22 protein-coding genes and 1 pseudogene are annotated in these 22,731 nt (G+C 62.7%); 10 read left to right on the top strand and 13 right to left on the bottom strand.

Annotation, left to right across the window (positions count from 1 at the left end):
• From AC1D1X_RS05480 to AC1D1X_RS05465, 4 genes are all read right to left on the bottom strand, one after another.
• Window positions 1-201: hypothetical protein (locus AC1D1X_RS05480; protein WP_477697942.1), on the bottom strand; the 201-nt coding region annotated here is incomplete at its 3' end.
• 60 nt (window positions 202-261) lie between these two features.
• On the bottom strand, window positions 262-1,029 hold the full coding sequence (locus tag AC1D1X_RS05475) for an ABC transporter permease (RefSeq protein WP_477668909.1): 768 nt from the start codon (window positions 1,027-1,029) through the stop codon (window positions 262-264).
• A 2-nt stretch (window positions 1,030-1,031) separates the two neighbouring features.
• Window positions 1,032-1,853 (bottom strand): ABC transporter ATP-binding protein, encoded by an 822-nt coding sequence (locus tag AC1D1X_RS05470; protein ID WP_477668160.1) that lies wholly within the window; start codon window positions 1,851-1,853, stop codon window positions 1,032-1,034.
• Window positions 1,854-1,964: 111 nt separating this feature from the next.
• The gene (locus AC1D1X_RS05465) at window positions 1,965-2,966 is read right to left on the bottom strand and encodes an ABC transporter substrate-binding protein (RefSeq protein WP_477668908.1); all 1,002 of its coding nucleotides are present in this window, start codon (window positions 2,964-2,966) and stop codon (window positions 1,965-1,967) included.
• Window positions 2,967-3,736: 770 nt separating this feature from the next.
• On the opposite strand from AC1D1X_RS05465, the gene AC1D1X_RS05460 reads away from it, so the two are divergent.
• From AC1D1X_RS05460 to AC1D1X_RS05450, 3 genes are read left to right on the top strand one after another with little or no spacing between them, the layout of a single operon-like run.
• Window positions 3,737-4,624: a phosphate/phosphite/phosphonate ABC transporter substrate-binding protein gene (locus AC1D1X_RS05460; RefSeq protein WP_477668159.1), complete on the top strand. Its 888-nt coding sequence runs from the start codon at window positions 3,737-3,739 to the stop codon at window positions 4,622-4,624.
• 3 nt (window positions 4,625-4,627) lie between these two features.
• Window positions 4,628-5,707 carry a hypothetical protein gene (locus tag AC1D1X_RS05455; protein ID WP_477697941.1) on the top strand — a complete coding sequence of 360 codons (1,080 nt, stop codon included), beginning with the start codon at window positions 4,628-4,630 and terminating at the stop codon, window positions 5,705-5,707.
• Window positions 5,704-6,582: a phosphate/phosphite/phosphonate ABC transporter substrate-binding protein gene (locus AC1D1X_RS05450; RefSeq protein ID WP_477697940.1), complete on the top strand. Its 879-nt coding sequence runs from the start codon at window positions 5,704-5,706 to the stop codon at window positions 6,580-6,582. Before AC1D1X_RS05455 ends, AC1D1X_RS05450 begins: the two co-directional genes overlap by 4 nt.
• A 113-nt stretch (window positions 6,583-6,695) precedes the next feature.
• On the opposite strand, the gene AC1D1X_RS05445 is transcribed toward AC1D1X_RS05450, so the two are convergent.
• The 6 genes and pseudogenes from AC1D1X_RS05445 to AC1D1X_RS05420 all read right to left on the bottom strand — a co-directional run bounded on the left by AC1D1X_RS05445 (window position 6,696) and on the right by AC1D1X_RS05420 (window position 13,533).
• Window positions 6,696-7,418 (bottom strand): GntR family transcriptional regulator, encoded by a 723-nt coding sequence (locus AC1D1X_RS05445; RefSeq protein ID WP_477668156.1) that lies wholly within the window; start codon window positions 7,416-7,418, stop codon window positions 6,696-6,698.
• A gap of 95 nt (window positions 7,419-7,513) precedes the next feature.
• Complete coding sequence (locus AC1D1X_RS05440) at window positions 7,514-8,833, bottom strand: C4-dicarboxylate transporter DctA (RefSeq protein ID WP_477668155.1); 1,320 nt, start codon at window positions 8,831-8,833, stop codon at window positions 7,514-7,516.
• 234 nt (window positions 8,834-9,067) lie between these two features.
• Window positions 9,068-10,126, bottom strand: a pseudogene (locus tag AC1D1X_RS05435) (M20/M25/M40 family metallo-hydrolase); the annotation flags it as partial.
• 19 nt (window positions 10,127-10,145) lie between these two features.
• Window positions 10,146-11,921, bottom strand: a complete 1,776-nt coding sequence (gene uraD, locus AC1D1X_RS05430) for a 2-oxo-4-hydroxy-4-carboxy-5-ureidoimidazoline decarboxylase (protein ID WP_477668153.1) — start codon at window positions 11,919-11,921, stop codon at window positions 10,146-10,148.
• 2 nt (window positions 11,922-11,923) lie between these two features.
• Window positions 11,924-12,859, bottom strand: a complete 936-nt coding sequence (gene puuE, locus AC1D1X_RS05425; RefSeq protein WP_477668152.1) for an allantoinase PuuE — start codon at window positions 12,857-12,859, stop codon at window positions 11,924-11,926.
• Between the two features lie 8 nt (window positions 12,860-12,867).
• On the bottom strand, window positions 12,868-13,533 hold the full coding sequence (locus AC1D1X_RS05420; RefSeq protein WP_477668151.1) for a GntR family transcriptional regulator: 666 nt from the start codon (window positions 13,531-13,533) through the stop codon (window positions 12,868-12,870).
• An 80-nt stretch (window positions 13,534-13,613) separates the two neighbouring features.
• Here AC1D1X_RS05420 and uraH point away from each other — a divergent pair, with 80 nt between their 5' ends.
• Together uraH and AC1D1X_RS05410 are read left to right on the top strand one after the other, a co-directional pair.
• Window positions 13,614-13,967, top strand: coding sequence for a hydroxyisourate hydrolase (gene uraH / locus AC1D1X_RS05415; RefSeq protein ID WP_477668150.1), 354 nt, complete (start codon window positions 13,614-13,616; stop codon window positions 13,965-13,967).
• Between the two features lie 85 nt (window positions 13,968-14,052).
• A complete protein-coding gene (locus AC1D1X_RS05410; protein ID WP_477668149.1) occupies window positions 14,053-15,102 on the top strand; it encodes a tripartite tricarboxylate transporter substrate binding protein in 1,050 nt (349 codons plus the stop codon).
• 150 nt (window positions 15,103-15,252) lie between these two features.
• Here AC1D1X_RS05410 and AC1D1X_RS05405 read toward each other — a convergent pair whose 3' ends face one another.
• On the bottom strand, window positions 15,253-15,765 hold the full coding sequence (locus tag AC1D1X_RS05405) for a hypothetical protein (RefSeq protein WP_477668148.1): 513 nt from the start codon (window positions 15,763-15,765) through the stop codon (window positions 15,253-15,255).
• Window positions 15,766-15,935: 170 nt separating this feature from the next.
• On the opposite strand from AC1D1X_RS05405, the gene xdhC reads away from it, so the two are divergent.
• Both xdhC and AC1D1X_RS05395 read left to right on the top strand, forming a co-directional pair.
• The gene (gene xdhC / locus AC1D1X_RS05400) at window positions 15,936-16,772 is read left to right on the top strand and encodes a xanthine dehydrogenase accessory protein XdhC (RefSeq protein WP_477668147.1); all 837 of its coding nucleotides are present in this window, start codon (window positions 15,936-15,938) and stop codon (window positions 16,770-16,772) included.
• A gap of 201 nt (window positions 16,773-16,973) precedes the next feature.
• Window positions 16,974-18,203, top strand: a complete 1,230-nt coding sequence (locus tag AC1D1X_RS05395) for a urate hydroxylase PuuD (protein WP_477668146.1) — start codon at window positions 16,974-16,976, stop codon at window positions 18,201-18,203.
• Between the two features lie 30 nt (window positions 18,204-18,233).
• Here the strand turns inward: AC1D1X_RS05395 and AC1D1X_RS05390 are convergent, their stop codons facing one another.
• Entirely contained in the window at window positions 18,234-19,169 is a 936-nt protein-coding gene (locus AC1D1X_RS05390) for a LysR family transcriptional regulator (protein ID WP_477697939.1), read from the bottom strand.
• Window positions 19,170-19,270: 101 nt separating this feature from the next.
• Between AC1D1X_RS05390 and AC1D1X_RS05385 the strand changes: the two genes are divergently transcribed.
• Window positions 19,271-20,359 carry a tartrate dehydrogenase gene (locus tag AC1D1X_RS05385; protein WP_477668144.1) on the top strand — a complete coding sequence of 363 codons (1,089 nt, stop codon included), beginning with the start codon at window positions 19,271-19,273 and terminating at the stop codon, window positions 20,357-20,359.
• Between the two features lie 79 nt (window positions 20,360-20,438).
• Window positions 20,439-21,419 carry a tripartite tricarboxylate transporter substrate binding protein gene (locus AC1D1X_RS05380; protein WP_477668143.1) on the top strand — a complete coding sequence of 327 codons (981 nt, stop codon included), beginning with the start codon at window positions 20,439-20,441 and terminating at the stop codon, window positions 21,417-21,419.
• Between the two features lie 89 nt (window positions 21,420-21,508).
• Here the strand turns inward: AC1D1X_RS05380 and AC1D1X_RS05375 are convergent, their stop codons facing one another.
• Complete coding sequence (locus tag AC1D1X_RS05375; RefSeq protein ID WP_457279830.1) at window positions 21,509-21,844, bottom strand: DMT family transporter; 336 nt, start codon at window positions 21,842-21,844, stop codon at window positions 21,509-21,511.
• Window positions 21,845-21,977: 133 nt separating this feature from the next.
• Here AC1D1X_RS05375 and AC1D1X_RS05370 point away from each other — a divergent pair.
• The coding region (locus tag AC1D1X_RS05370; protein ID WP_477697938.1) for a glycerate kinase type-2 family protein at window positions 21,978-22,731 on the top strand (754 nt) is incomplete at its 3' end.

Here is a 22,731-nt window from a genome sequence, read left to right as displayed (position 1 = left end):
TGTCTGCGCCGAGGAGCGCAGGTTCAGGCGGATCAGGGATCGCGATTGTCTGAGCGAAGCGAGTTCGAGCGAGACCCCGCCTGAACCGAGCACCGCAGGTTGCCCGTAGCGCAGCGAAGGGACGCAGACAGCAGGGTCGCCTTTTCTTTTGCTTACTTTTCTTTTGGCGACCCAAAAGAAAAGTGAGTTGCCGCCGGGCAACCCCCGGCCAGCAAGCCTCAGCAAAAAGCGCCACGCCGGAGCAAGACCCGGCTGAATACCTCAGTCCCCCTGCGACCCCCGATGCGCCCACCCGGTAGTGTGCTTCTCAACATAGCTAAACAATTCATACATCGCCATAGCCATCGCCCCAATCACCACCAGCCCGGCAAAAGCCAACGCCAGCCGTTGTTGCGACCCGGCACTTTGCATGAGGTAGCCAATGCCTGAATCACCCGCCGTCATTTCAGCCAGCACGGTGCCGACAAAAGCCAGCGTGATCGCGACCTTGAGCGAGGCGAAGAAGTAGGGCATGGAACGCGGCAGGCCGACCTTGACCAGCACGTCCCAGCGTTTGGCGCCCAGCACGCGCAGCACGTCTTCGAGCTCGGGTTCCAGCGTGGCCAGGCCCGTGGCCATGTTCACGGTGATGGGGAAAAACGAAATCAGAAAAGCCGTGAGGATGCCGGGGCCCACGCCGATGCCGAACCAGACGATGAGGATGGGAACAATCGCGGCCTTGGGCACTGCGTTGAATGCCACCAACAGCGGATAGACCGCGGCATAGGCCAGCCGTGACGAGCCCACCAGAAAGCCCAGCAATACGCCGACCACGATGGACAGACCGAAACCCACCATCGTGACCCAGAAGGTTTTCCAGGCGGCCTCGGCGATCGGGCCGGCAAATTCAGCCATGGCCTGGGCAATGGCCAGCGGCGCGGGAAAGATGAACTCCGCTATTGAAAACCCGGCGCACACCGCCTGCCACAGTGCCACCACGGCTGCCAGTAACGCCCATGGCGCCCAGCGTTCGAGCTGTTTGTTGTTCATGTTCATACGGCGGCTCCGCCGCGCACCGCGCCGATGTGGCCGCGCAGCTCATGCACGATGTCGCTGAACTCGCGGGTGTAGGTCACTTCCAGGTCGCGCGGACGCGGCAGTTCAATCTCGCGCCGCACGACAAAGCGGCCGGGGCTTTTGCTCATCACATAGACGGTGTCGGCCAAAAAGACCGACTCGCGCAAATCATGCGTGACCAGGATCACGTTGAAGCGCTGCTCGGTCCAGAGGTCGCGCAGGATGCACCAGAGCTCTTCGCGCGTGAAGGCGTCGAGCGCGCCGAAGGGCTCGTCGAGCAGCAGCATTTTTGGCTCATGAATCAGCGCGCGGCAAATGCTGGCACGCTGTTGCATGCCGCCTGACAGCTGCCACGGAAATTTGTCCTCATAACCCGCCAGGCCAACCTTCTGCAGCAGCTTGCGCGCCCGCTCTTCGAACTCCTTGCGCCTGGCCTTGAACTGGCTGCGGTAAGGCTCGACGATTTCGAGCGGCAGCAGCACATTGCCGACGGTGGTGCGCCAGGGCAGCAGCGATGGCGCCTGGAAGGCCATACCGGAAATTTTCAGCGGACCGGTCACGGGCCGTCCGTCAATCAGGATGCTCCCGGCCGACGGCATCTTCAGGCCGGTGGCCAGCTTCATGAAAGTGGACTTGCCGCAACCCGACGGCCCGACGATGGCGATGAACTCGCCCTGCCGCACCTGCAGGTCTATGGCCTCAACGGAGAATTGCTTGCGCGCAAGCAATTCGTCGTTGTAGGCAAGCCAGACGTCGCGGAAGTCAACAAAAGGGCTGTCAGCGGTGGCGAGGGGCATGTTTTAGGTATGAAAACGGCTGTTGGCCCAATAGGGACGTGCGCAAGCAGCTATGAAAAGTGTAGCAATCCGGGCGGGCATGGTGCCAGGCACGGGGCCTGAAGCCAGGACTTATTTCTTCGGCAGCACATTCAGCTCGGCTGCCGTGGGCAGGAAGGAGCCGTTCCACACCGCGTCGGGGTTGACACGGGTCTTGGTGCCGAAAGCGTCCGACACCTGGGAGGCCATCAGCGAGAGGCGCGGCGCCTTGACCTGGCCGAAGCCCTCGGCGCGTGCGTCGGGGCTGTTGACGACGGTGTCGATGGCCAGGCGCAGGCGGCGCACTTCCAGCGGCACATTGATGATGCCGTCGCGCGCTTTCACGAATTCGATGGCGGCGGCCGGGTCGGCCACCACGTCTTTCACGCCCTTGGTAAAGGCCTGCAAAAACGCCTTGATGGCGGCCGGGTTTTCCTTGATGAGCTTGGGTGAGACGATCACCACGTTGCCGTAGTGCTTTACGCCGAAGTCGGCATAGGGCAGCACCACCACGTCTTCTGCCTTCACGCCGCGCGCTTCCAGGTTGAGCAACGAGGTGAAGGTAAAGCCGGTGATGGCGTCCACGTCGCCGCGGGCCAGCATGGTTTCGCGCAGCGGCGGGTCCATGGCTGTCCACTGGAAGCCGGTGATGTTGTTGGCCTTGGCAAAAATCGGGAAGGCGCGGCGGCCGGCGTCAAACACCGGCGCGCCCATTTTTTTGCCGTTCAGGTCGGCGGGCGTCTTGATGCCTGATTTTTTGAGTGCCATGACCGAGGCCGGCGTGTTGTTGTAGACCATCATCACGCCTACCGGCTTGTTGGGTGCGTCCGGGTTGTTGGCGTGAAACTCCATCACGGAGGCCATGTCGGCAAAACCCATGTCGTAGGTGCCCGAGGCGACACGGGTCACCGCCCCGCCCGAGCCATTGCCGGCGTCCACCGTCACGTCGAGCTTGTTGGCCTTGAAGTAACCCTTGGCCACCGGCGTGAGGAAGAGGGCGGACGGGCCTTCGAAGCGCCAGTCGAGCTGGAACTTGATCGGCGTGTTTTGCGCATGGGCGTTCAGGGCCGCCAGGGCGATCACCGCCCCGGTCATCCTGGCGACAAGGCTGGGAAGGGCAGATGCGGCAGGTGCACGATTTTTCATGGCGGGATTTTCTTGAAGGGGTTGCAAAAAGGGGAGACCGGCAGGCCAGCAATCAGCATAAGAACGCGGTGGCCGTGAAATCGAAGCGAACCTCAAAACGATACAGCAAAAACAGTGCCTGCCACGCTGTGAAGTAGAACTTTGGCATTGCCCCGGCAGTTCAGGCGGCTGGTGGGTCTTGCCGCCGGACGATGCGGATTGGCCTAAGAGCAACAACTGCCGCGTTCAGGCGCTGTCAGTTTTCGCACACTGGGATTACTCACAGGATGCATTTTGTGATGTTTTGRCATCCGTATTTTTTGGGCGCACGGCCTTGCCGGTCTTCCGCATATTGGCCGGCCTGACCGGGAAGATGCCCAGAGGCGGTTATTAAAAGGTGGCGTATTGCACGCCGTAGTCCCGGCCATCAACAAGTCTTTGGGCTGGGTTAAAGGCGTTACAGCTGTTTACGTTTGACCCGGACCGTTGCCATTGCTTGAAGCCGGGGCTCGCCGCGCAGGTGCCTTTGCCGGGGTTTACCTGTCAGCCCTGACAGGGCGGGTGCCATGAACTGCCTTTGACTATTTTTGCAGCCGGTCCATAGAGTGTATTTGCGTAGGTGACAAGGATTAAGCCGCAAGGCCGTGCAGTTCCGAAGCCTTGACAAAGCCTTGGGGCAGTAGCCGAAGTCATCCAGCAACGATGTACTGGGTCAGTGGGCTTTCCAAAACAAGGTTTTCATGAAAACACCTTCCTCGCAGCTTCGCCGTCAGATGTTGTCAATCCTGGGCCTGGGCGCCCTCGCWGGGGGTATGGGTGGGCCGGGTAGCGCCTGGGCCCAGGCTGCTGCTGCTGCCGCTGCCTCTGCTGCTAAAAAACCCGCAGGTGGCGCGAACTGGCGGTTGCTGGTCAATGAAGCGGTGGGGGGAGATACCAACTCATTTTTGCTGACCAACCGTTATCGCCCTGCCGCCGACTTCATCAGCGCCCAGCTCAAGGGGCGGCCTATCGTCGTGGAGCCCATGGTGGATATCAAGCGCTTCATGGCGGTGGCGCAAGGCGCCAGCAAGCCGGAGTTTGTCTTCGGAAAATCCGTCAACCAGCTGGCCAAGCTGGTGCGTGACAACGGCTACCAGCCGGTGGTGCGGCGCGCCGACCCCTACAAGGCGGCCTTCATCGTGGCCAAGGATTCGCCCATTAAAACCCTGGCGGATGCGGCTGATGCAAAAGTCATCATGCCCGACGAGTCTGCCGCCACCAGTGCGGTGGCCCTGGCGGAACTGCGGCGGCAAAAACTTGGGCAGGTCCGCGTGACACACGTTCGCTTCCAGGAAGAAGTCGCGCAGTTTGTGAAGTCCGGAATGGGCCAGATCGGCGTGGTCAATCCCACCATTGCCAAAAAGTGGGTGGAAGAGGGCGGGCGCGTGGTGGCTGAAACCCAGCCGGTGGTGAACTGGTCGGTGCTTGCCAGTCCCAGCCTGGCCGCGGACATGGTGCAGCAGCTGCGCGACGCGCTGCTGGCCACCAATTCAGAAAGCGCAGCAGTGATGGCTTCGATGGGCGTGAAGGCATGGGCCAGAGCTGAACGGAAGGACTACCTGGATTTGTTGGACTACACGAGGGAGTAAAAAATGGGTACGTTGATTCAAGCACGTCTGTTTTCACTTTCGCCATGGCGGGCCGGACTGCTGGCCGCCATATTGGCATTTTCCTGCGGCGTACAAGCCCAGGAAAAAAGGGCGATACCGCCCAACATCGCGCAGGCTGCGGCCGAAATTTCCGCAGAGCTCGCCAGCAGTTGCCCGCTGGCGCCGGCCGGTGACGTCAACGCTTACACCCAGTGCCGGCAAACACTGTTCGGGCCGAGCCAGCTGCGTGCACACGTGGCGCCCATCGTGCTATGGGGCCGGCAAAACAAAAAAGACAACGCCACGCTGCGCCAGACCAACCTGACCCAGTTCGCCCCTGACGCCTGGACCGGCATGTATGCGCCGCTCTTCATGTTCAACGGCCGGCATACCGTGGAGTGGGTGGCCGACGAGAAGATGTTCCTGGTGCGGCTTGAGGCGGCCTTTCGCAACCGCCTGCCGCCGGGCCAGTTTCCTTATCCGTTCTGGCACGACGAGGCCAAATGGGCGATGTACGAAAACGCCCGCAGCATGATGCTATGGATCAGCCCCGAAACAGGCGTCATCAAGGTGGCGCAGTTCACCGACGTGGCACCCACGCCGCTGTTGCAACCTGTGYAGACGGTGCAGCATGAAAAATACCAGGGCCCATGGCTCTGGACCGACGACAAAGGCCACACGCAACCGGCGGTGACGCTGTTCGACGGGTTGTACCGGCCGGAAAACCCGTATCTGGGTAACGTCGACAAACGCTACCGTGACCTGGCGCTGCAAATGCGCGAGTCGCAGTGTGTGAACTGCCATGTACCCAACAACCCCGACAAGATGAGCCGCCTGGTGCTGCTGTCGACGCCCGCGCACGCCGCTGCAGAGGTGGACCGGTTGATCAAGGCCGTGCGCGAGGACCGCATGCCGATGGACGAGTTCAGGTTGAGCTACGCGCTCTCGGAAGACAACAAGAAATGGCTGCTTGAGAGTGCACTGGCATTCAAGGCAACCTTGACAGCTGCCAGGCAATGGGAAGACGAGGCAGCGAAGAAGACCGTGCAATCTGCAATTAACCCTTTGAAGGTGATCAAATGAATACTCCGTTGCTGTCACAAGTTACCGGTCGCCGCGCGGTTCTTCGCGGTGTGGTGGGCACCGCGGTTGCCGTGGCCTGGCAGGGCTTTCCCATGGTCAGCTGGAGCCAGCAGGCGGCGGGCCAGCTGGCGGGCGTAGACCGCTGGAGGCTGCTGATCAATGAGGCGGTTACGGCAGACCTCAGTATTTCGATGCTGGCCCTGCGCTACCGGGGGCTGGCCGACTACCTGGGAGGGCAGATCCGCAACAAGCAGGTGGTGGTTGATCCGGTCATCGACATCCAGAACTTCGTGCGCCAGGCATCGTCAGAGCAAAAGCCCCTCATGGTGTTCGGAAAATCCGTCAACCAGCTGTCCAAGCTGGTTCGCGATGGAGGTTATCAACCCCTGGTGCGCAGGCCCGAGCCCTACCAGGCTGCCTTTATCGTGAAGAACAGCTCGCCCATCAACAACATCGGGCAACTGAGCGGCAAGAAGATCCTGATGCCCGACGAATCGTCCGCCACGGTGGCGGTCGCGCGTGCCGAGATGCGCCGCCTGAATGTGCGCGAACCCTATATTTCCTACACACGCTATCAGGATTCCGTGTCGGCACAGGTGGCGGCAGGCCTTGCCGAAGTGGGTGCGGTGAATCCGACCATCGCCAGGAAATGGCAAGAGGGCKGAGGCCGTGTCATTGGTGAAACCCAGCCCGTGGTGAACTGGTCGGTGCTGGCCGCCCCCGGCGTGCCAGCGGACATGATCAGCCGCCTGCAGGACTCCCTGCTGGCCATGAACAGCCAGTCGGCCAGCATCATGTCCGAGATCGGCGTCAAGCAGTGGGTCAAGGCCGAGCGCAAGGAATACCTTGCGTTGCTGGACTACACCCACGAGTAAGGGAAACGGCAGGCCTGGGTACTCCTTGCGGAGGCTGCCCAGGCTTGGTGTCCGGAGCCTGATTTGTTTTGGTTATCCGGCTGTAGCCATTGAAGGACGGGCGCAGCCAGCTATCAAATCGGGAGCGTTTTGTGCCGGACAGCTTTGCGCAGAGGCGGCTGTACCAGCTGCGACAGCGCGATACGCAGCCGTTCGTTACCGGGTGAGGTGCCCGGCGCCGATGAGCCCAAGGCGGCTTCGACGCTGCCGATGTGCGCGAGCATGCGTTCGCGGGCCAGGTCCAGCTGGCCTTTTTCGAGCGCGGCCACAATGCCGGCATGCTCCGCGCAGGATTGGCCGGCGTCGTGCTTGGACTGGTAGAGAGACGCCGCCAGCGTAGTGCGCGCGGTCAGGTCGCGCAGCACGTCGCACAGCAGCCGCTGGCCGAGGCATTCAGCCAGGCAAACATGGAAGTCGGCCAGTAAAAAGGCCCGGGTGGCGGCGTCGGCTTCTTCGATGGCCTGCTCCTCCTGGGCGATGTGCTGGCGCAGTTTGCGCAGGACCGACTGCAGCGGACGCCCGGCCTCGCGCAGGATGCCGGTTTCGATGATGCGCCGGGCTGAAAAAGCGTCCCGCGCTTCTTCGACGGAAGGCTCCACCACATACCAGCCCTTGCGGGTGCGCACCTCGACAAAGCCGCGTGCCTGCAACTGCATCAGCGCTTCGCGCACCAGGGTGCGGCTGACACCGAAGAGCTCTGCCAGCTCCTGCTCGCCGAGGCGTTCACCGGGCGCAAGTTTTTGCGCGAGGATGGATTCGACGACTTGCTGGGCGATCTGGACCTGGCTGATGCTCATATGTGCTGGGAAGTGTAGCGACCCCGGGGTGATTCAGCAGGCGGAGCGTTTGAAGAAAATCGACGGCAAGATGATGCGTTTTCTGGAGCGAGACCTCAGGCTTTGGCCGGAACGGCGCTCACTTCGATGTCCATGTCGTCTTCGGCMGGCGGCACATAGCGGTCGTCGAGTACCGCATGAGCCCGCTCGCGGTCGATGTCGCCCTCCCAGGCCGCCACCGCCACGGTGGCCACGCAGTTGCCGATCAGGTTGCCCAGGGCGCGGGCGATGCCCATGAACCAGTCCACCGACAGCACCAGCACCAGGCCGATCACAGGGATGGCGGGAATCGCCTGCAGCGTGGCGGCCAGCACCACGATGGCCGAGCCGGGCACGCCGTGCGCGCCTTTGGAGGTGACCAGCGAGATCGCCAGGATGGTCAGCAGGTCGGTCATCGAGATCGGCGTGTTGGTGGCCTGGGCGATGAAGACGGCGGCCAGCGTGATGTAGATCGAGAACGCGTCGAGGTTGAAGGAGTAGCCGGTCGGGATGACCAGGCCAACAGTCGAATCGCGGATGCCCATGCGCTTGAGCTTGGCCATGATTTGCGGCAGCACGCTGTCGGACGAAGTGGTGGCAAACACCACCATGAGTTCTTCGCGCAGGTATTTGAGCAGCTTGAAGAGGCTGAAGCCCGAAAAACGCATGATGCCGCCCAGCACGACCGTCACGAAAATGATCACTGCAGCGTAGAACAGCACGACCAGCATGCCCAGCTGCTTGAGCGAGCCGATGCCGTATTTGCCGACGGTGAAGGCGATGGCGCCCAGCACGCCCAGGGGCGCCAGCTTGATGATGATGCCCATGGTCTTGAAGAGTACGTGGGCCAGGTCGTCGATGAGGCCGACCACTTTCTCGCCCTTGCTGCCCAGCAGGGCCAGCGCGCAGCCGAACAGCACCGAGAACAGCAACACCTGCAGCACGTCGCCGTTGACGAAGGCGCTGATGGCCGTATTGGGAATCAGCTTCATCAGGAACTCCACCGTACCGCCGCCGGTGAGCTTGCCGGCGTTTTCGGCATAGGCGGCCATAGCCTTGGCGTCCAGCAGTTTCGGGTCGATGTTCATGCCCGCGCCGGGCTGAAACACAAAAGCCAGCACCAGGCCGATCACCAGGGCGATGGTGGTGACCACTTCGAAGTAGATCAGCGCCTTGACGCCGACGCGCCCGACCCGCTTCAAGTCGCCCGCGCCTGCAATGCCGTGAACGACCACGCAAAAGACGATCAGGGGAATCAGCATCTTGATCAGCTTGATGAAGCCGTCGCCAAGGGGCTTGAGCTTGACGGCCGTTTCGGGCCACAAAAAGCCGACGATCACGCCGACAAGGAGGGCCAGGAGCACCTGGCCGAACAGGGAGCGGAAAAACTTGGGCATGTCAGTCTCCGAAAGAGTAGTTATAGGCAGCAGGACGTCGCTGTGTTTTGCACGCAAATCTTGCATACAAGCAATGTAGGCAAGATTTTTGCCTGCTGTCACAGGGTTATCCCGGGGCGATTCCTGCTTATTCGGTTAAAGCTGATGCACCCGAAGTGCGAGGTGCGCTGCGAAGGGCCGCAAAAGCAAAACTCCCGCCGTGGCGGGAGTTTTCAGGGGATGGGGGCGGCGTGGTCAGGCCAGCAGGTCCCGCAGGGTCCGCGCAATCACCTTGGTGGCGCGGCGCAGGTCTTCGAGGTCCAGACGTTCGTCGGCCCGCTTGGCATGGGACTCCAGCACGGTGCGCGGCCCGGCGCCGTAAATGACGCCGGGAATGCCGGCCTCGGCGTACAGCCGCACATCGGTGTACAGCGGCGTGCCCATGGCCGGAATGGCCTGGCCAAAGAGCGCCTCGCCATGCTTCTGGATGGCCTCCACCAGGGGCTTGTTGCCCGCCAGCGGCCGCATCGAGTTGGCCAGCAGCAGGCGCTTGATGTCGACTGTGATGCCCTTGCAGCCAGCCGCCGCGTCGCCAATCACTTTGCGGATGTTGGCTTCGACCTCGGCGGGGTTCTCCTCGGGGATCATGCGGCGGTCCAGCTTGAACATCACCTTGCCGGGCACGACGTTGGTGTTGGTGCCGCCTTCGATGCGCCCCACGTTCAGGTAAGGGTGCTGGATGCCTTCGACCTTTGACGTCACCTGCTGGTAGAGCGCGTTCTGTGCATAGAGTGCATTGAGGATGTGCACCGCGCCCTGCAAGGCGTCGATGCCGGTGTCGGGAATGGCGGCATGCGCCATCTTGCCGTGCACCGTGACTTCCATCTGCAGGCAGCCGTTGTGCGCGGTGACGACCTCGTAAGAAAAGCCTGCCGCGATCAACAGGTCAGGCTTGGTAAGGCCTTTCTTGAGCAGCCAGCCCGGGCCCATTTCGCCGCCGAATTCCTCGTCGTAGGTGAAGTGCAACTCAACGCTGCCTTTGAGTGGTGCGTCCAGTGATTCGAGCGCGCGCACCGCAAAGGTGAAGCTTGCGAAATCGCATTTGCTGACAGCTGAGGCGCGGCCGTAAATTTTGCCGCCTTCAATCTCGCCGCCATAGGGATCTTTGGTCCAGCCTTCGCCGGGCGGCACCACGTCGCCGTGGGCGTTGAGGGCAATGGTCCTTCCTTTTTCCATTTCTTCGCCCTTGCCGCCATAGTGGCGGCGCACGATCAGGTTGGTGATGGACTCCATGCCGTAGCCGCGCACGTCGGCTTCGAATCTGTAGTGAGGGTCATTGTTGTTCAGGAGAGAGATTAGTGAGCAGATGCGCCAGGGCCTGGATCGCAAGTTCGATGTCGTCGCTGGTGGTGCTTTCCAGCGGGTTGTGGCTGATGCCGGAGTTCTGGCCCCGTACAAAAAGCATGGCCTGCGGCATCACCTTGTGCAGTTTCATCGCGTCATGGCCGGCACCGCTAGGCATGCGGTACAGAGGCACGCCCAGGCCTTGCACAGCGGCTTCCCAGCGCTGTTGCCAGGCAGGTGCGCTGGGTGCAGCGGCGGCGCGCTCGGTCAATTCGGTCGTGAAGTGCATACCGCGGCGCTCGCAAATGCTTTTGAGTTCGGCCAGCACGTCGGCCACCAGCGCGTCGCGCTGCGCATCGATGGGCGCGCGCAGGTCGAGCGAAAAGAGGCAGCGCCCGGGCACCACATTGATGGAGCCGCTGGGCACCTGCAGCATGCCGACCGTGCCGACGGAATTTCCGTCTTGCGCCGCGCGCCGTTCCACATACAGCAGTAGTTCGGCCGCGGCCGCTGCGGCGTCACGGCGGCGGGTCATGGGCGTGGTGCCGGCGTGGCTGGCCATGCCGGTGATCTCGCACAGATAGCGGACATTGCCGTTGATGGAGGTCACGATGCCCAGCGGCAGGTCGAGCTCGTTGAGTACCGGGCCTTGCTCGATATGCACCTCGATAAAGCCGAGGTAGTTGTCCGCGTCACGTTTGATCTTCGTGATGTCTTCGGGCTTGAGGCCAGCGTTGTGCATGGCCTCGCGCATGGTGATGCCGTCAGCGTCTTTCTGCTCCAGCCACTCGGGCTTGAAGTCACCGATCAGCGCGCCTGAACCCAAAAAGGTGGCTTTGTAGCGCTGGCCTTCTTCTTCGGCAAAGCCGACCACCTCAAAATTAAAGGGCAGGCGCTTGCCCTGGCGGTGCAGCTCGCGCACGCAGGCCATGGGCACAAAAATCCCGAGCCGGCCGTCATATTTGCCGCCGTTGCGCACGGTGTCGTAGTGGCTGCCAGTGAGCAGGGTCTTGGCGTTGGGCGTGGCGGCGTTGTAGATACCCACCACGTTGCCGACCGCGTCGATCTTCACCTCGTCAAAGCCGCAGTCCCGCATGGTGTTGCTGATGAAAGCCGCGCAGGCACGGTGCGCATCAGTGAGGTAGGTCACCGTGAGCTGGCCCTTTTCAAGATAGCCCGGATCGCTGTACTGCGAAAGGGTTTCCTGCCAGTCCCACACGTCGTTGCCCAGCGCAGGCGTGGCGGAGAACTTGTCGTTGAGCCGCAGTTCTACCACGCGGTGGATGTTGCGCAGGTTTTCCTGCAGCTCAAAGTCAGGGTGGTTTTGCAGGCGCCGCGCGAAGGTCTCGATGATCTGCTGCTTGCTCAAACCGTCACCGCGCGGGCCGCGCACCGCCAGTATGAAAGGAAAGCCGAACTTTGCGTTGTAGTCGGCATTGAGTTTTTGCAGGGTGGCGAACTCTTCGGACGTGCAGTCCGTGAGGCCGGCCTTGCCTTGCTCGTTGGCCGATTCCGCCGTCAGGCTTTTACTGACCATGGCTTTGCCGGCCAGTTCGGGGTGGGCCTGGATGAGCTTGACCTGCGCGTCCTTGCCGGCCTCGCGCAGTACTTGCGCCATGGTGTGCTTCAGGTGGGCGAGTGACTGGAAAGGGCGGGCGTCCAGCGCCTTTTCGGCAATCCAGGGGGAATGCTCATAGAGGCCGTCGAGCAGTTGCAGCGCTTCTGCGCGCGGTACGGCATTGACTTGTTCCAGCGTGATGGCCATGTTCAGCTTTCCTGCCGGGGCATGTAAGGATGGTTGGCCTGCCAGTGGCGCGCTATATCGATGCGGCGGCAGACCCAGACGCGCTCATGCTTTTGCACGTGGTCAAGAAAACGCTGCAGCGCCACGATGCGGCCCGGCCGGCCCAGCAGGCGGCAATGCATGCCGATGCTCAGCATCTTGGGCGACGCACTGCCTTCGGCATACAGCGCATCAAAACTGTCGCGCAGGTAGATGAAAAAATCATCGGCCTGCGAGAAGCCCTGCGGCAGGGAAAAGCGCATGTCGTTGGTGTCCAGCGTGTAAGGCACGACCAGGCGCGGCACGACTTTTCCGTCGGTGCGTTTCACCTCGGTCCAGAAGGGCAGGTCGTCGCCGTAGTAGTCGCTGTCGTATTCGAGCCGGCCGTCGTCGGCCACCAGCCGGCGCGTGTTGGGGCTGTCGCGGCCGGTGTACCAGCCCAGCGGACGTGTGCCGGTGAGCTTTTCGATCGCGTCCAGGCCCAGGCGCATGTGTTCGCGTTCGGTGGCTTCGTCGATCTGCTGGTAGTTGATCCAGCGCCAGCCGTGGCAGGCGATCTCGTGGCCGAGTTCAGTGAAGGCCGCGGCGACTTCGGGGTGGCGCTGCAGCGCCATGCCCACGCCGAACACCGTGAGCGGTAGTTTGCGCTTTTCAAACTCGCGCAGGATGCGCCATACGCCCACGCGTGAGCCGTATTCGTAAATGCCTTCCATGCTCAGGTGCCGGTCGGCAAAGCTGGGTGGATTGGCCATCTCGGACAAAAACTGTTCGGAGCCGGCGTCGCCGTGCAGCACCGAGTTTTCGCCGCCTTCCTCATAGTTGAGGACGAACTGCACGGCGATGCGTGCCCGCCCTGGCCAGTTGGCTTGTGGCGGGTTGCGGCCGTAGCCGATCAAATCTCTAGGGTAGCCAGTGTTCATATCCGTACTCATGACAGTGCCATGGAAATATCGTTCGTCGGTACCTTGCGGTCAAAGGAGAGGCTCTTCTCGACATGCAGCAGATGGTCATTCATGAGGCGTATGGCCAGCGCTTCGTTCCTGGCGGCCAGCGCCTTGACGATTTCGGCGTGCTCGTCGTTGGAGTGTTCGGCGGCGGTGGCGGTCTGGTACATCAGGGTGATGAGGGCGCAACGCGAGGTCAGCTCGCCAAGCATCTGGGCCAGCACTTCATTGCCCATGAGCTCGGCTATGCGCACATGAAAGTCGCCCAGCAACTCCGTCCGGCCCGAAACGTCCCCGAGGTCGACCGCCGACTTTTCCCGCGCGACGTGTTCTTTCAGCGCCTTGATTTTGGCAGGGGTGACTTCGCGCACAAAGGCCCGCGTCATCTCGGCTTCGAGCATGCGGCGCACGGCAAACACCTGGCGCGCTTCCATCACGGACGGTGCAGCCACGAAAGCACCGCGCGCCGGCTCCAGGCGGATCAGGCGGTTTTGCGAGAGCTGGAACAATGCCTGCCGCACCAGCGTGCGCGAGACGCCGAAATGGTCGGCCAGTTTTTGTTCGGCCAGCTTGGTGCCCGGGTGCAGCCTGTGCTCCACAATGGCCTTGGTCAGGGCTTCGACGATGGTGTGCGTGGTTGACGATTCCATCAGTCGATAATAGCCGGAATGTCGAAAAGTGTATACACTTTTGGTAAACCGAAATTGAAAAACAATCTTCAGGGACTGCCATGGGCTTGAGCACACATGTACTGGACACCATGCACGGCACGCCGGCAGGCGGCATGAAGGCGTCGCTCTACACCACGCATGCGGGTCAGGCGACGCTGGTGAAGCACTTCATCCTCAATGAAGATGGGCGCAATCCCGATGGACTGCTATACGACAGCGCTAATCTGAAAGCCGGCACCTACCGGCTCGTGTTCGAGGTGGCGGCCTACTTCAAGGCGCGCGGCGTGAAATTGCCCGAGCCGGCTTTCCTGGACCAGGTGACGCTGGACTTCGGTGTGGCTGATCCGGGCTTGCATTATCACGTGCCCCTGCTGGTCAGCCCCTGGAGTTATTCCACCTACCGCGGTAGCTGAGCGGCGGCAAGCCAGACCGTGTCATGGCGCCGTCATCCGGGGCGGCGACAATCAGCGGTTTGTGCAACTTTCTTCCCCCTCCTCCATGAACGTCAAGCCCATGACCCTGAGCCGCCGCCAGGCCCTGCTGCTGTCCGCAGGCACCGCCGCCAGCCTCGTGGCTCCAGCCGTATTGGCACAAGGCCCTTCAGCGGGTTCTGCCGGCTCACCGGCCTCGGCCGCATCCGTTCCCGCCGGCATCTATCCTGAGCGCGCCGTCAAGATCGTCGTGCCTTTTGCCCCCGGCGCCGGCACCGACGCCATGGCACGACTGATTGCGCAAAAACTCGGCGAAACCATGAACGCCACCTTTGTAGTGGACAACCGTGCGGGCGCCTCGGGCGCCATCGGCACGCAGTACGTGGCGCAGTCCCCGGCCGACGGCTACACGCTGCTGCTGGTGGCCTCGCCCTTCACCACCGTGGCGGCCTCTTTGCCCAGCGCCAATTACGACCCGCTGCGCCAGTTCACGCCGGTGGGCATGATCGCCAGCGGCCCACTGGTCTGGGCTGCCAACACCAAGCTGCCGGCGAACACCATGAAAGAGCTGGTCACGCTGGCCCGGCAAAAGCCCGGTGCGCTGAACTACGGCTCGGCCGGGGCGGGCGGTGTCAACCACCTCGTGCTTGAGTTGCTGAAGGCCCGTACCGGTACTTTCATCACGCACATTCCTTACCGCGGTGTGGCGCCTGCCACCATGGACATGATCGGCGGCCAGATCCAGCTGATCACGGGCACCATCCCGGCCCTGCTGCCTTTCATCAAAAACGGCAGCATCAAGCCTTTGGCCGTAACGAGTGCCAAACGCTCAAGTGCCTTGCCCGACGTGCCCAGCATGACGGAAGCCGGCCTGGCAGGCATTGATGTGGTCAACTACTTTGCGTTGATGGCCCCCACCGGCACACCGCCCGCCATCGTCAACGCACTGAACGCTGCCATCAACAAGGTCGTGGCTTTGCCCGAGGTGGTGGCGCGGTTCAAGGCCGACGCCGTGGAAGCCGCACCCGGCTCGCCCGCATTGCTCGGCCACTTCATCGAAGCCGACTACCGCGCCTGGCGCAACGTCGTTAAAACCCAAAATCTGAAAATAGAGTGACCGCTAGTCGCTCTTGACGGCAGCGCTCAAAGCGCGATGCGAAGCGAGCCAACCAAGGCCAGCACGAGCCGTAGGACCGGCTTTGCCGGACTGCAGGCGGGYGGCCCCCTCGGGGGGCAGGGAGCTACACGAAGTGAGCGACCGTGGGGGCTAGTCTTGTCCTTCTGTGAGCGTGTCGAGCTGGAATTTGCCGCTCTTGTGCCAAAGCCAGGTATCGGTGTAGACCACCTTGCCCATGCGCGTAGGCGCCGGGAAGGGGGACGCCTGCTGGATGGTGCGTTCGATCTCCGCCATCACTTCGGGTGCATGGCGCGGTGCGCGCATCCAGTCCAGACGGGTGACGCGGCCGACCCGGTCGATTTCCACATTCAGCACGCCCACGGCATACAGCAGCGGTGGCATGCGGCCTTTGTAGATACGGTCGGAATTGAGGCCGTAGATATGCGTGGCACCGTCTTCCCGATAGGCACGCGGCGTGGTCGCCCCTGAGCTTCTGGCCGAACCTTGCGGGCCGGCGATCGGCCCGATCACTGGAGAGGGGTCTGGGGCTTTGGGTGTGGCGGGCGCAGGTTCCGGCGCGGTCTTGCAGGCACTGACGACGGCGGCAGCTGCTGCTGAAAGCAGGGCCACCAGCCAGAAGCGGCGCGGTGTGGAGTGGGGCATGTCTTGTCTCATCGTGCTTGCCTTTGCCGGCTTTTTGAACGGCCGGCTCATTGGATTCCTGATATACCTGCCATCATGCCCGGGAACTGCCCGGCGCCAAGGTAGTGCTAAGGTGGCAGTCAAGGCATTTTGCCCAATATTTCAACCCTCCAACCGCCAAGTCGTCACCAATGGTTTCCAGTGTCTCCAGTCTGCAACTTGAAGACTTCCTGACCCGCCTGGCCTCGGCGCCGGCGGTGCTGGTGGAGGTGGCAGAGGCGCACGGCTCGGTGCCTCGCGAGGCGGGAACCTGGATGGCGGTCTTTCCCGATGCGCTGGTGGGCACCATAGGCGGCGGCCACCTGGAATACGATGCCATCACCAGGGCGCGTGCGCTGCTCGCGGGTGACGCCGCCGGGCGTCAGGCGACAACACTGCGCGTAGCGCTGGGCCCGTCGCTGGGCCAGTGCTGCGGCGGCGTGGTGGCGTTGCGCTTTGAATGCGTCAGCGCGGGCGACACACCGGCGCTAGCCGTGCGATTGGGCCAGGCCGAGTTGACGCCGGTGGCGCTGTTCGGCGGCGGCCACGTCGGCCACGCGCTGGTGCGGGTGCTCGCCCCCTTGCCGTTTTCACTCAGCTGGATAGACAGCCGCGACGGCGTGTTCCCCGCCAGCGTGCCGCCGCGCGTGGTGGCCGAACATTCCGATCCCGTACAAGCCGCCGTGCCTGGCCTGGCGCCGCAGTCCCGCGTGCTCATCATGAGCTTCAGCCATGCGGAAGACCTCGACATCGTGGCTGCCTGCCTGCTGCGCCAGCGCGAGAAATCCGATTTACCCTACATCGGCTTGATCGGCAGCAAGACCAAATGGGCGGCATTCCGCCACCGCCTGGAAGCCCGGGGCTTCGCCGCGAGCGAGCTGGCGCAAGTGACGTGCCCCATCGGCGTGCCCGGCATTACTGGCAAGGAGCCGGAAGTCATCGCCGTGGCGGTAGCGGCCCAGCTGTTGCAAACCATCAACGCGGGTTGAGCGCGGCGCAGAAATTTTTCGGAGCTGAAGCCAAACTCTATAAACTTGGTGCGTCAGGCCGCAGCGGAGCCGGGAAGCCGGAGCTAACTTCAAGTTAGCGCCAGCTTCTTTTGTTCGCGGCCTTGTTTCTGCTTACAGCGCCCGCAGTGGTGAGCAGGTTGCACAAGGCAGCGCCCTCGCGTGCTGCATAGGTTGAGAGATATGGAAAACTACCTTCTCGACTGGGCCAACCTGCTGCTGCGCTGGGTCCATGTCATCACCGCCATCGCCTGGGTGGGTTCCTCGTTTTATTTTGTCTTTCTCGACAGCAGCCTCACGCCGCCCGAGGACGAAGACCTCAAAAAGCAGGGCGTGAGCGGCGAGCTCTGGGCCGTGCACGGCGGCGGTTTTTACCACCCCGTCAAATTCGCTGTCAAGCCGCCGCAACTGCCGGCGCACCTGCACTGGTTTTACTGGGAAAGCTACAGCACCTGGCTGTCGGGCTTTGCGCTGTTCACGATCTCCTATTTGTGGAACGCCGGCACCTACCTTGTCGACAAATCGCTGATGAACTGGTCGTCCGGCGCGGCCGGTGCGGTAGCGCTGTCCTTCTTTGTAATTTTCTGGATGCTGTACGACGGCATCTGCCAGATTTTCGGAAAATGGAAAAACGGCGACGCCATCGTCGGCGCGCTGGTGGCGGTGCTGGTGTGCGCAGCCTCCTGGCTGGCCTGCCACTGGTTTGCCGGGCGCGCGGCCTTCTTGCTGGTAGGCGCCATGATGGCCACCGCCATGAGTGCCAATGTGTTCTTCTGGATCATCCCCGGTCAGCGCAAGGTCGTGGCCGCCATCAAGGCCGGCGAGCCGGTCGATGCGGTGCACGGCCAGCGCGGCAAACAGCGCAGCGTGCACAACACTTACTTCACGCTGCCGGTGCTCTTCGCCATGCTCAGCAACCACTACAGCTTCACCTGGAGCCATCCGCAAAACTGGCTGGTGCTGATCCTGATGATGCTGGCCGGCGCCGCCATACGCCAGTTTTTTGTGCTGCGCCACGGCTACAAACTGGGCCGCAACCGCCACCCGTTGCCGTATGCGCTGGTGGGCGTGGCTGTCATCGCTGCCGTGATCGTCTGGATGAAACCTCCTGCCGCTGTGGTCACTATCAATTCAGTAGCTGGTGGCGCACATCCAGTGGGCGCCTCTGGCCAAAATAGCTTTCAACAAGTGCAGGCCATCATGGCCCAGCGCTGCTACCTGTGCCACGGCGCGCAGGTGCAGATGAAAAACGTGCGGCTTGATTCGCCCGAAGCATTGAAGCGCCATGCGACGCAGGTCTACCAGCAGGCGGTGGTCACACGGCTGATGCCCATGAACAATGCCACGGGCATCACCGAGGCCGAGCGGCAGGTGATCAGGCAGTGGTTCGATGCGGGCGCCAAAACGGAGTAAGCCGAGTAAACCGAGTAAGCCGGGCAAGCCTTACCAGTTGCCGGCCAGCCCCGCGGCGCGTGTGGACGGCTTGCTGAAATGCTGGGCCAGGAAATCCACAAAAGCCCTGACCCGCACCGAATGCTGATGCCGGGCCGGGTACACCGCATGGATGTCGGCTGCCGGTGTGCGGTAGTTCTCGAGCACCTGCACCAGCCTGCCGCTGCGCAGGTATTTGGCGATGTCCCATTCGGCGCGCATCAAAATGCCGTGACCGTCGAGGGCCCAGTTCACCGCAATCTCGCCGTCGCTGGTGCTGAGGTTGCCGTGCACCTTGATGGCCTGCGTGTGCTTGCCGGAAGCCAGGCGCCACATGCCGTAGGCCTCGTCGCCCTGGCGTATGCCGATGCAGTTGTGCTGCGCCAGGTCATGCGGCACCCTGGGCGTGCCGTGGCGGGCCAGATAGGCCGGTGAAGCGCAGAGCAGGCGGCGATTCGGTGCGATCAGCCGCGCAATCACGCGGGCGTCCGGCGGTTCACCGAAACGGACACAAACATCGAAGGCGTCTTCAGTCAGCGGCGGCGGATTGACCGTGAGCTGCAACTGCACTTCTACCCCGGGATGGGCTTTCACGAAACGCGAGATCAGCGGCGCCACATGGCTGCGGCCGAAGCCCACGGTGGCGTTCAYGCGCAGCAGGCCCTTGGGCGCCGCCACGGCACTGGACACCTGCTGCTCCATGTCGTCAATGTCGGCCAGGATGCGGCGCGCGTGCGTGAGGTAAATCTCGCCTTCCTGCGTGAGGCTGGCGCGCCGCGTGGTGCGGCTCAGCAACTGCACCCCCAGCCTGGCCTCCATCTGCGCGAGCCGCTTGCTGATGGCTGCCGTGCTGACGCCGAGCTCGCGCGCCGTGGCCGACAAGCTGCCGTAGCGCGCCAGCAGGCTGAAAAAAGCCATCTCCGAGGGGGCTGCGTTGACTGGAATCATTCGTAACCTGTGGTTAACAGTAATCTTACTTTAGGGGGTTTTATTGTCTGTGCCAATCGTTACAGTGAGCAGATCACAACCGAGAAAACAGAGGAACCGACATGAAGACCTACAAGATCGCCTGCATCCCCGGCGACGGCATTGGCAAGGAAGTCATACCGGCCGGCCAGCAGGTGCTGCAGGCCCTGGCCGCCGCGCAAAAGAATTTCGACTTCAGCTTCAGTGCTTTTGATTGGGGCGGCGACTACTATCGCCGGCACGGCATGATGATGCCGGAGGATGGCCTGGACGCGCTGCGCGACAAAGACGCCATCCTGTTTGGCTCGGCCGGCGACCCGCACATTCCCGACCACATCACGCTTTGGGGCTTGCGCCTCAAAATTTGCCAGGGCTTCGACCAGTACGCCAATGTGCGGCCCACGCGCATCCTGCCCGGCATCGACGCGCCGCTCAAGCGCTGCACACCGGAGCAGCTCAACTGGGTGATCGTGCGCGAGAACTCCGAAGGCGAGTATTCAGGTGTGGGCGGGCGCGCCCACCAGGGCCACCCGATCGAAGTGGCCACCGATGTGTCGATGATGACCCGCGCCGGCGTCGAGCGCATCATGCGCTTTGCCTTCAGGCTCGCCCAGTCCCGCCCGCGCAAGCTGCTGACCGTGGTCACCAAGTCCAACGCCCAGCGCCATGCCATGGTGATGTGGGACGAGATCGCGCTGCAGATCAGCCGGGAGTTTCCGGACGTGACCTGGGACAAGGAACTGGTCGACGCCTGCACGGCCCGCATGGTCAACCGCCCCGCTTCGCTCGATACCGTGGTCGCCACCAACCTGCATGCCGATATCCTGAGCGACCTGGCGGCCGCGCTGGCCGGCAGCCTGGGCATTGCACCGACGGGCAATATCGACCCCGAGCGCCGCTACCCGAGCATGTTCGAGCCGATTCACGGCTCGGCCTTTGACATCATGGGAAAAGGTCTGGCGAACCCTATTGGCACTTTCTGGAGTTGTGTCATGCTGCTGGAGCACCTGGGCGAAACCGGTGCGGCCGCGGTGTTGATGGCCGCAATCGAAAAGGCGACCGCCAGCGCTGCGCTGCACACGCGCGACCTGGGCGGCAGCGCCACAACGGCGCAGGTCACCCAGGCCGTCTGTGCAGAGGTCGGCAGGCAGCGACTACTGCAGGCCGCTTGAGCCTTTCAGTGAAAGCCGGTGCAACCAGGCTACGCATGCCGGCGAGTTTTCCGCTTCAGAAACATTCAGGAGACACACCATGAAAGTTGAAGTGAAAAAGTGGATGGGCATTTTCTGCATGGCCGCAGTGCCCGCCGCCATGGCGCAGACTGCCGCGCCCGCAGCGGGTGTGGTGTGCCCCGACAGGAACGTGCTGTACTGGCAGGCCTTTCCACCGGGTGGTGAGTCGGACCTGTCGGCGCGCCACCAGCAGGTCGTGCTCAAGAAAAAATGCCCGGCCGTCGACACCATCATCCAGTACAAGGCGGGCGCCGGCGGCGGCCTGATGTGGGGCCAGATGAACAACCTGCCGGGCGACGGCCTCAATGTAGTGGGCATCAACCTGCCGCACATCGTGTTCCAGCCCATCGAGGGCGAGGTGCAGTACAAAACTGCCGACATCGTGCCGGTGTTCTGGTTCCACTACACCCCCGACGTGCTGGTGGTGCCCGAGAAAAGCCCTATCAAAACGTTTGCGGACTTCATCGCCGCAGCCAAAAAAGACCCCGGCAAGCTGAACCTGGGAGGCTCAGGGCTGAACTCCGCCAACCATGCGGCGCATGAGCGGCTCAACGCGGCTTTCGGCGTCAAGAGCACCTATGTGCCCTACAAGGGCACCGGGGACATGACGATGGCCGTGATCGGCTCGCAGGTCGACGGTGCGATGACCTACACGCCGTTTGCCATCGGCAACAAGGGCAGGGTGCGCCCGCTGGCAGTCGCCATGGAAAAGCGCCACCCGATGATGCCCGACGTGCCTACCTTCAGGGAGCTTGGTGTGGACTGGGTGGACGGCGCCTACCGCGGCATTGGCGTGCCCAAATCCACCCCGCTGGAAGCGCGCAAGCGGCTGTCCGACATGTGGGCCGTGCTGAACAACGATCCCGAGATGAAGGAGCTTGCCGCCAAAAACGGCTTTGAGCTCGTCAACGTGGGCCAGGAGCAGATGGACGGCTTCATGAAGGAGCGCATCCGTATCTACACCGAAGGTGCGAAGCGCCTGGGCCTGGGGAAAAAGTAGCTCCCGGCGCCGGTCGGTTATGGCTTCAACTCCAATGCCGGATCTTTACCGTGAGATGAAAGTCCTGTTGGGGCCTCAAGACCGGGGCCTCAGTGGAGGCTGGTGGTGTTGGAAAGAAGGTTCAACACCACCACGCCGGCAATGATGAGCGCCATCCCCACCATGCCCCAGAGGTCAATCTTCTGCTGGTGAACGAAGAAACTGGTGATGCTGATCAGCACAATGCCCAGGCCCGACCATATGGCGTAGGTCACGCCGGTGGGGATGGACTTCATCGTCACCGTGAGGAGATACAGCGCGGTGCCATAACCCGCGATGCTGATCAACGAGGGCACCAGGCGCGTGAAACTGTCGCTGGACTTGAGTGCCGTGGTGGCAATGACTTCGGCAACGATGGCGATGCCCAGGGCCAGGTAGGCGTTCATGAGACTCTTCTTTCTGCTTCGGTGGATGATGGCTCATTCTAGGAAACTGCCTTTCCGGCGAAATCCCAAACCATCCCGCGTTTCCGGGTTACTGCCCGGTTACCACGGCACAATCCGGGGTGGAGACATTTCAATGACTGCAGCCAAGACACCTACCCCCGGCACGCCCATCCCGGACGCCGCCACCCAGCCGCGCCAGTTCCTCGAGCACCTGTACGCCGCCGCCGTTGCGCGCGCGCTGCCGCTTGAGAACACCGCACGCTACCTGCCCAAACCGCCCACCCCCGAAAGCGGCGGCCGCACCATCGTGATCGGTGCGGGCAAGGCCGGCGGTTCCATGGCGCAGGCGGTGGAGGCACTGTGGCCCGCCGACGCGCCGCTTGAAGGCCTGGTTGTGACCCGCTACCACCACATTCCGCCGCGCCCCGAGGGACTGAAACAGCGCATCGAGGTTGTCGAAGCCGCGCACCCGGTGCCGGACGCGGCAGGGCTGGAAGCTGCACAGCGCATCCTGGCCATGGTGCAGGGGCTGGGCAAAAACGACCTGGTGCTGTGCCTGATCTCGGGGGGCGGCTCGGCGTTGCTGACCTTGCCGGCCGAAGGCTTGACGCTGGAAGACAAGCAGCGTATCAACAAGGCGCTGCTCAACAGCGGCGCCAATATTTCCGAGATGAACTGCGTGCGCAAACATCTCTCGCGCATCAAGGGCGGCCGCCTGGCCGCAGCCTGCGCGCCGGCGCGTGTGGTGACGCTGACCATCAGCGACGTGCCGGGAGACGATCCGTCCATCATCGCCAGCGGCCCTACTGTGGCTGACGCCACCAGGTGCGCCGAGGCGGTGGCCATCCTGCAGCGCTACGGCATTGAAGTGCCCGGCGCCATCATCA

The organism is Polaromonas sp. P1_G4 (genome assembly GCF_056405475.1).
The sequence above is the reverse complement of the archived record's forward strand: the minus strand, read 5'-3'. Positions and strand labels throughout refer to the sequence as shown.

What these genes read in the sequence shown, in the direction of transcription:
- AC1D1X_RS05475 (WP_477668909.1), bottom strand. Translation starts at nt 1,029, where the DNA reads ATGAACAACAAACAGCTCGAACGCTGGGCGCCATGGGCGTTACTGGCA.
- AC1D1X_RS05470 (WP_477668160.1), bottom strand. Translation starts at nt 1,853, where the DNA reads ATGCCCCTCGCCACCGCTGACAGCCCTTTTGTTGACTTCCGCGACGTC.
- AC1D1X_RS05465 (WP_477668908.1), bottom strand. Translation starts at nt 2,966, where the DNA reads ATGACCGGGGCGGTGATCGCCCTGGCGGCCCTGAACGCCCATGCGCAA.
- AC1D1X_RS05445 (WP_477668156.1), bottom strand. Translation starts at nt 7,418, where the DNA reads ATGAGCATCAGCCAGGTCCAGATCGCCCAGCAAGTCGTCGAATCCATC.
- uraD (WP_477668153.1), bottom strand. Translation starts at nt 11,921, where the DNA reads ATGGCCATCACGCTGGAACAAGTCAATGCCGTACCGCGCGCAGAAGCG.
- puuE (WP_477668152.1), bottom strand. Translation starts at nt 12,859, where the DNA reads ATGAACACTGGCTACCCTAGAGATTTGATCGGCTACGGCCGCAACCCG.
- AC1D1X_RS05420 (WP_477668151.1), bottom strand. Translation starts at nt 13,533, where the DNA reads ATGGAATCGTCAACCACGCACACCATCGTCGAAGCCCTGACCAAGGCC.
- uraH (WP_477668150.1), top strand. Translation starts at nt 13,614, where the DNA reads ATGGGCTTGAGCACACATGTACTGGACACCATGCACGGCACGCCGGCA.
- AC1D1X_RS05410 (WP_477668149.1), top strand. Translation starts at nt 14,053, where the DNA reads ATGAACGTCAAGCCCATGACCCTGAGCCGCCGCCAGGCCCTGCTGCTG.
- AC1D1X_RS05405 (WP_477668148.1), bottom strand. Translation starts at nt 15,765, where the DNA reads ATGCCCCACTCCACACCGCGCCGCTTCTGGCTGGTGGCCCTGCTTTCA.
- xdhC (WP_477668147.1), top strand. Translation starts at nt 15,936, where the DNA reads ATGGTTTCCAGTGTCTCCAGTCTGCAACTTGAAGACTTCCTGACCCGC.
- AC1D1X_RS05395 (WP_477668146.1), top strand. Translation starts at nt 16,974, where the DNA reads ATGGAAAACTACCTTCTCGACTGGGCCAACCTGCTGCTGCGCTGGGTC.
- AC1D1X_RS05385 (WP_477668144.1), top strand. Translation starts at nt 19,271, where the DNA reads ATGAAGACCTACAAGATCGCCTGCATCCCCGGCGACGGCATTGGCAAG.
- AC1D1X_RS05380 (WP_477668143.1), top strand. Translation starts at nt 20,439, where the DNA reads ATGAAAGTTGAAGTGAAAAAGTGGATGGGCATTTTCTGCATGGCCGCA.
- AC1D1X_RS05375 (WP_457279830.1), bottom strand. Translation starts at nt 21,844, where the DNA reads ATGAACGCCTACCTGGCCCTGGGCATCGCCATCGTTGCCGAAGTCATT.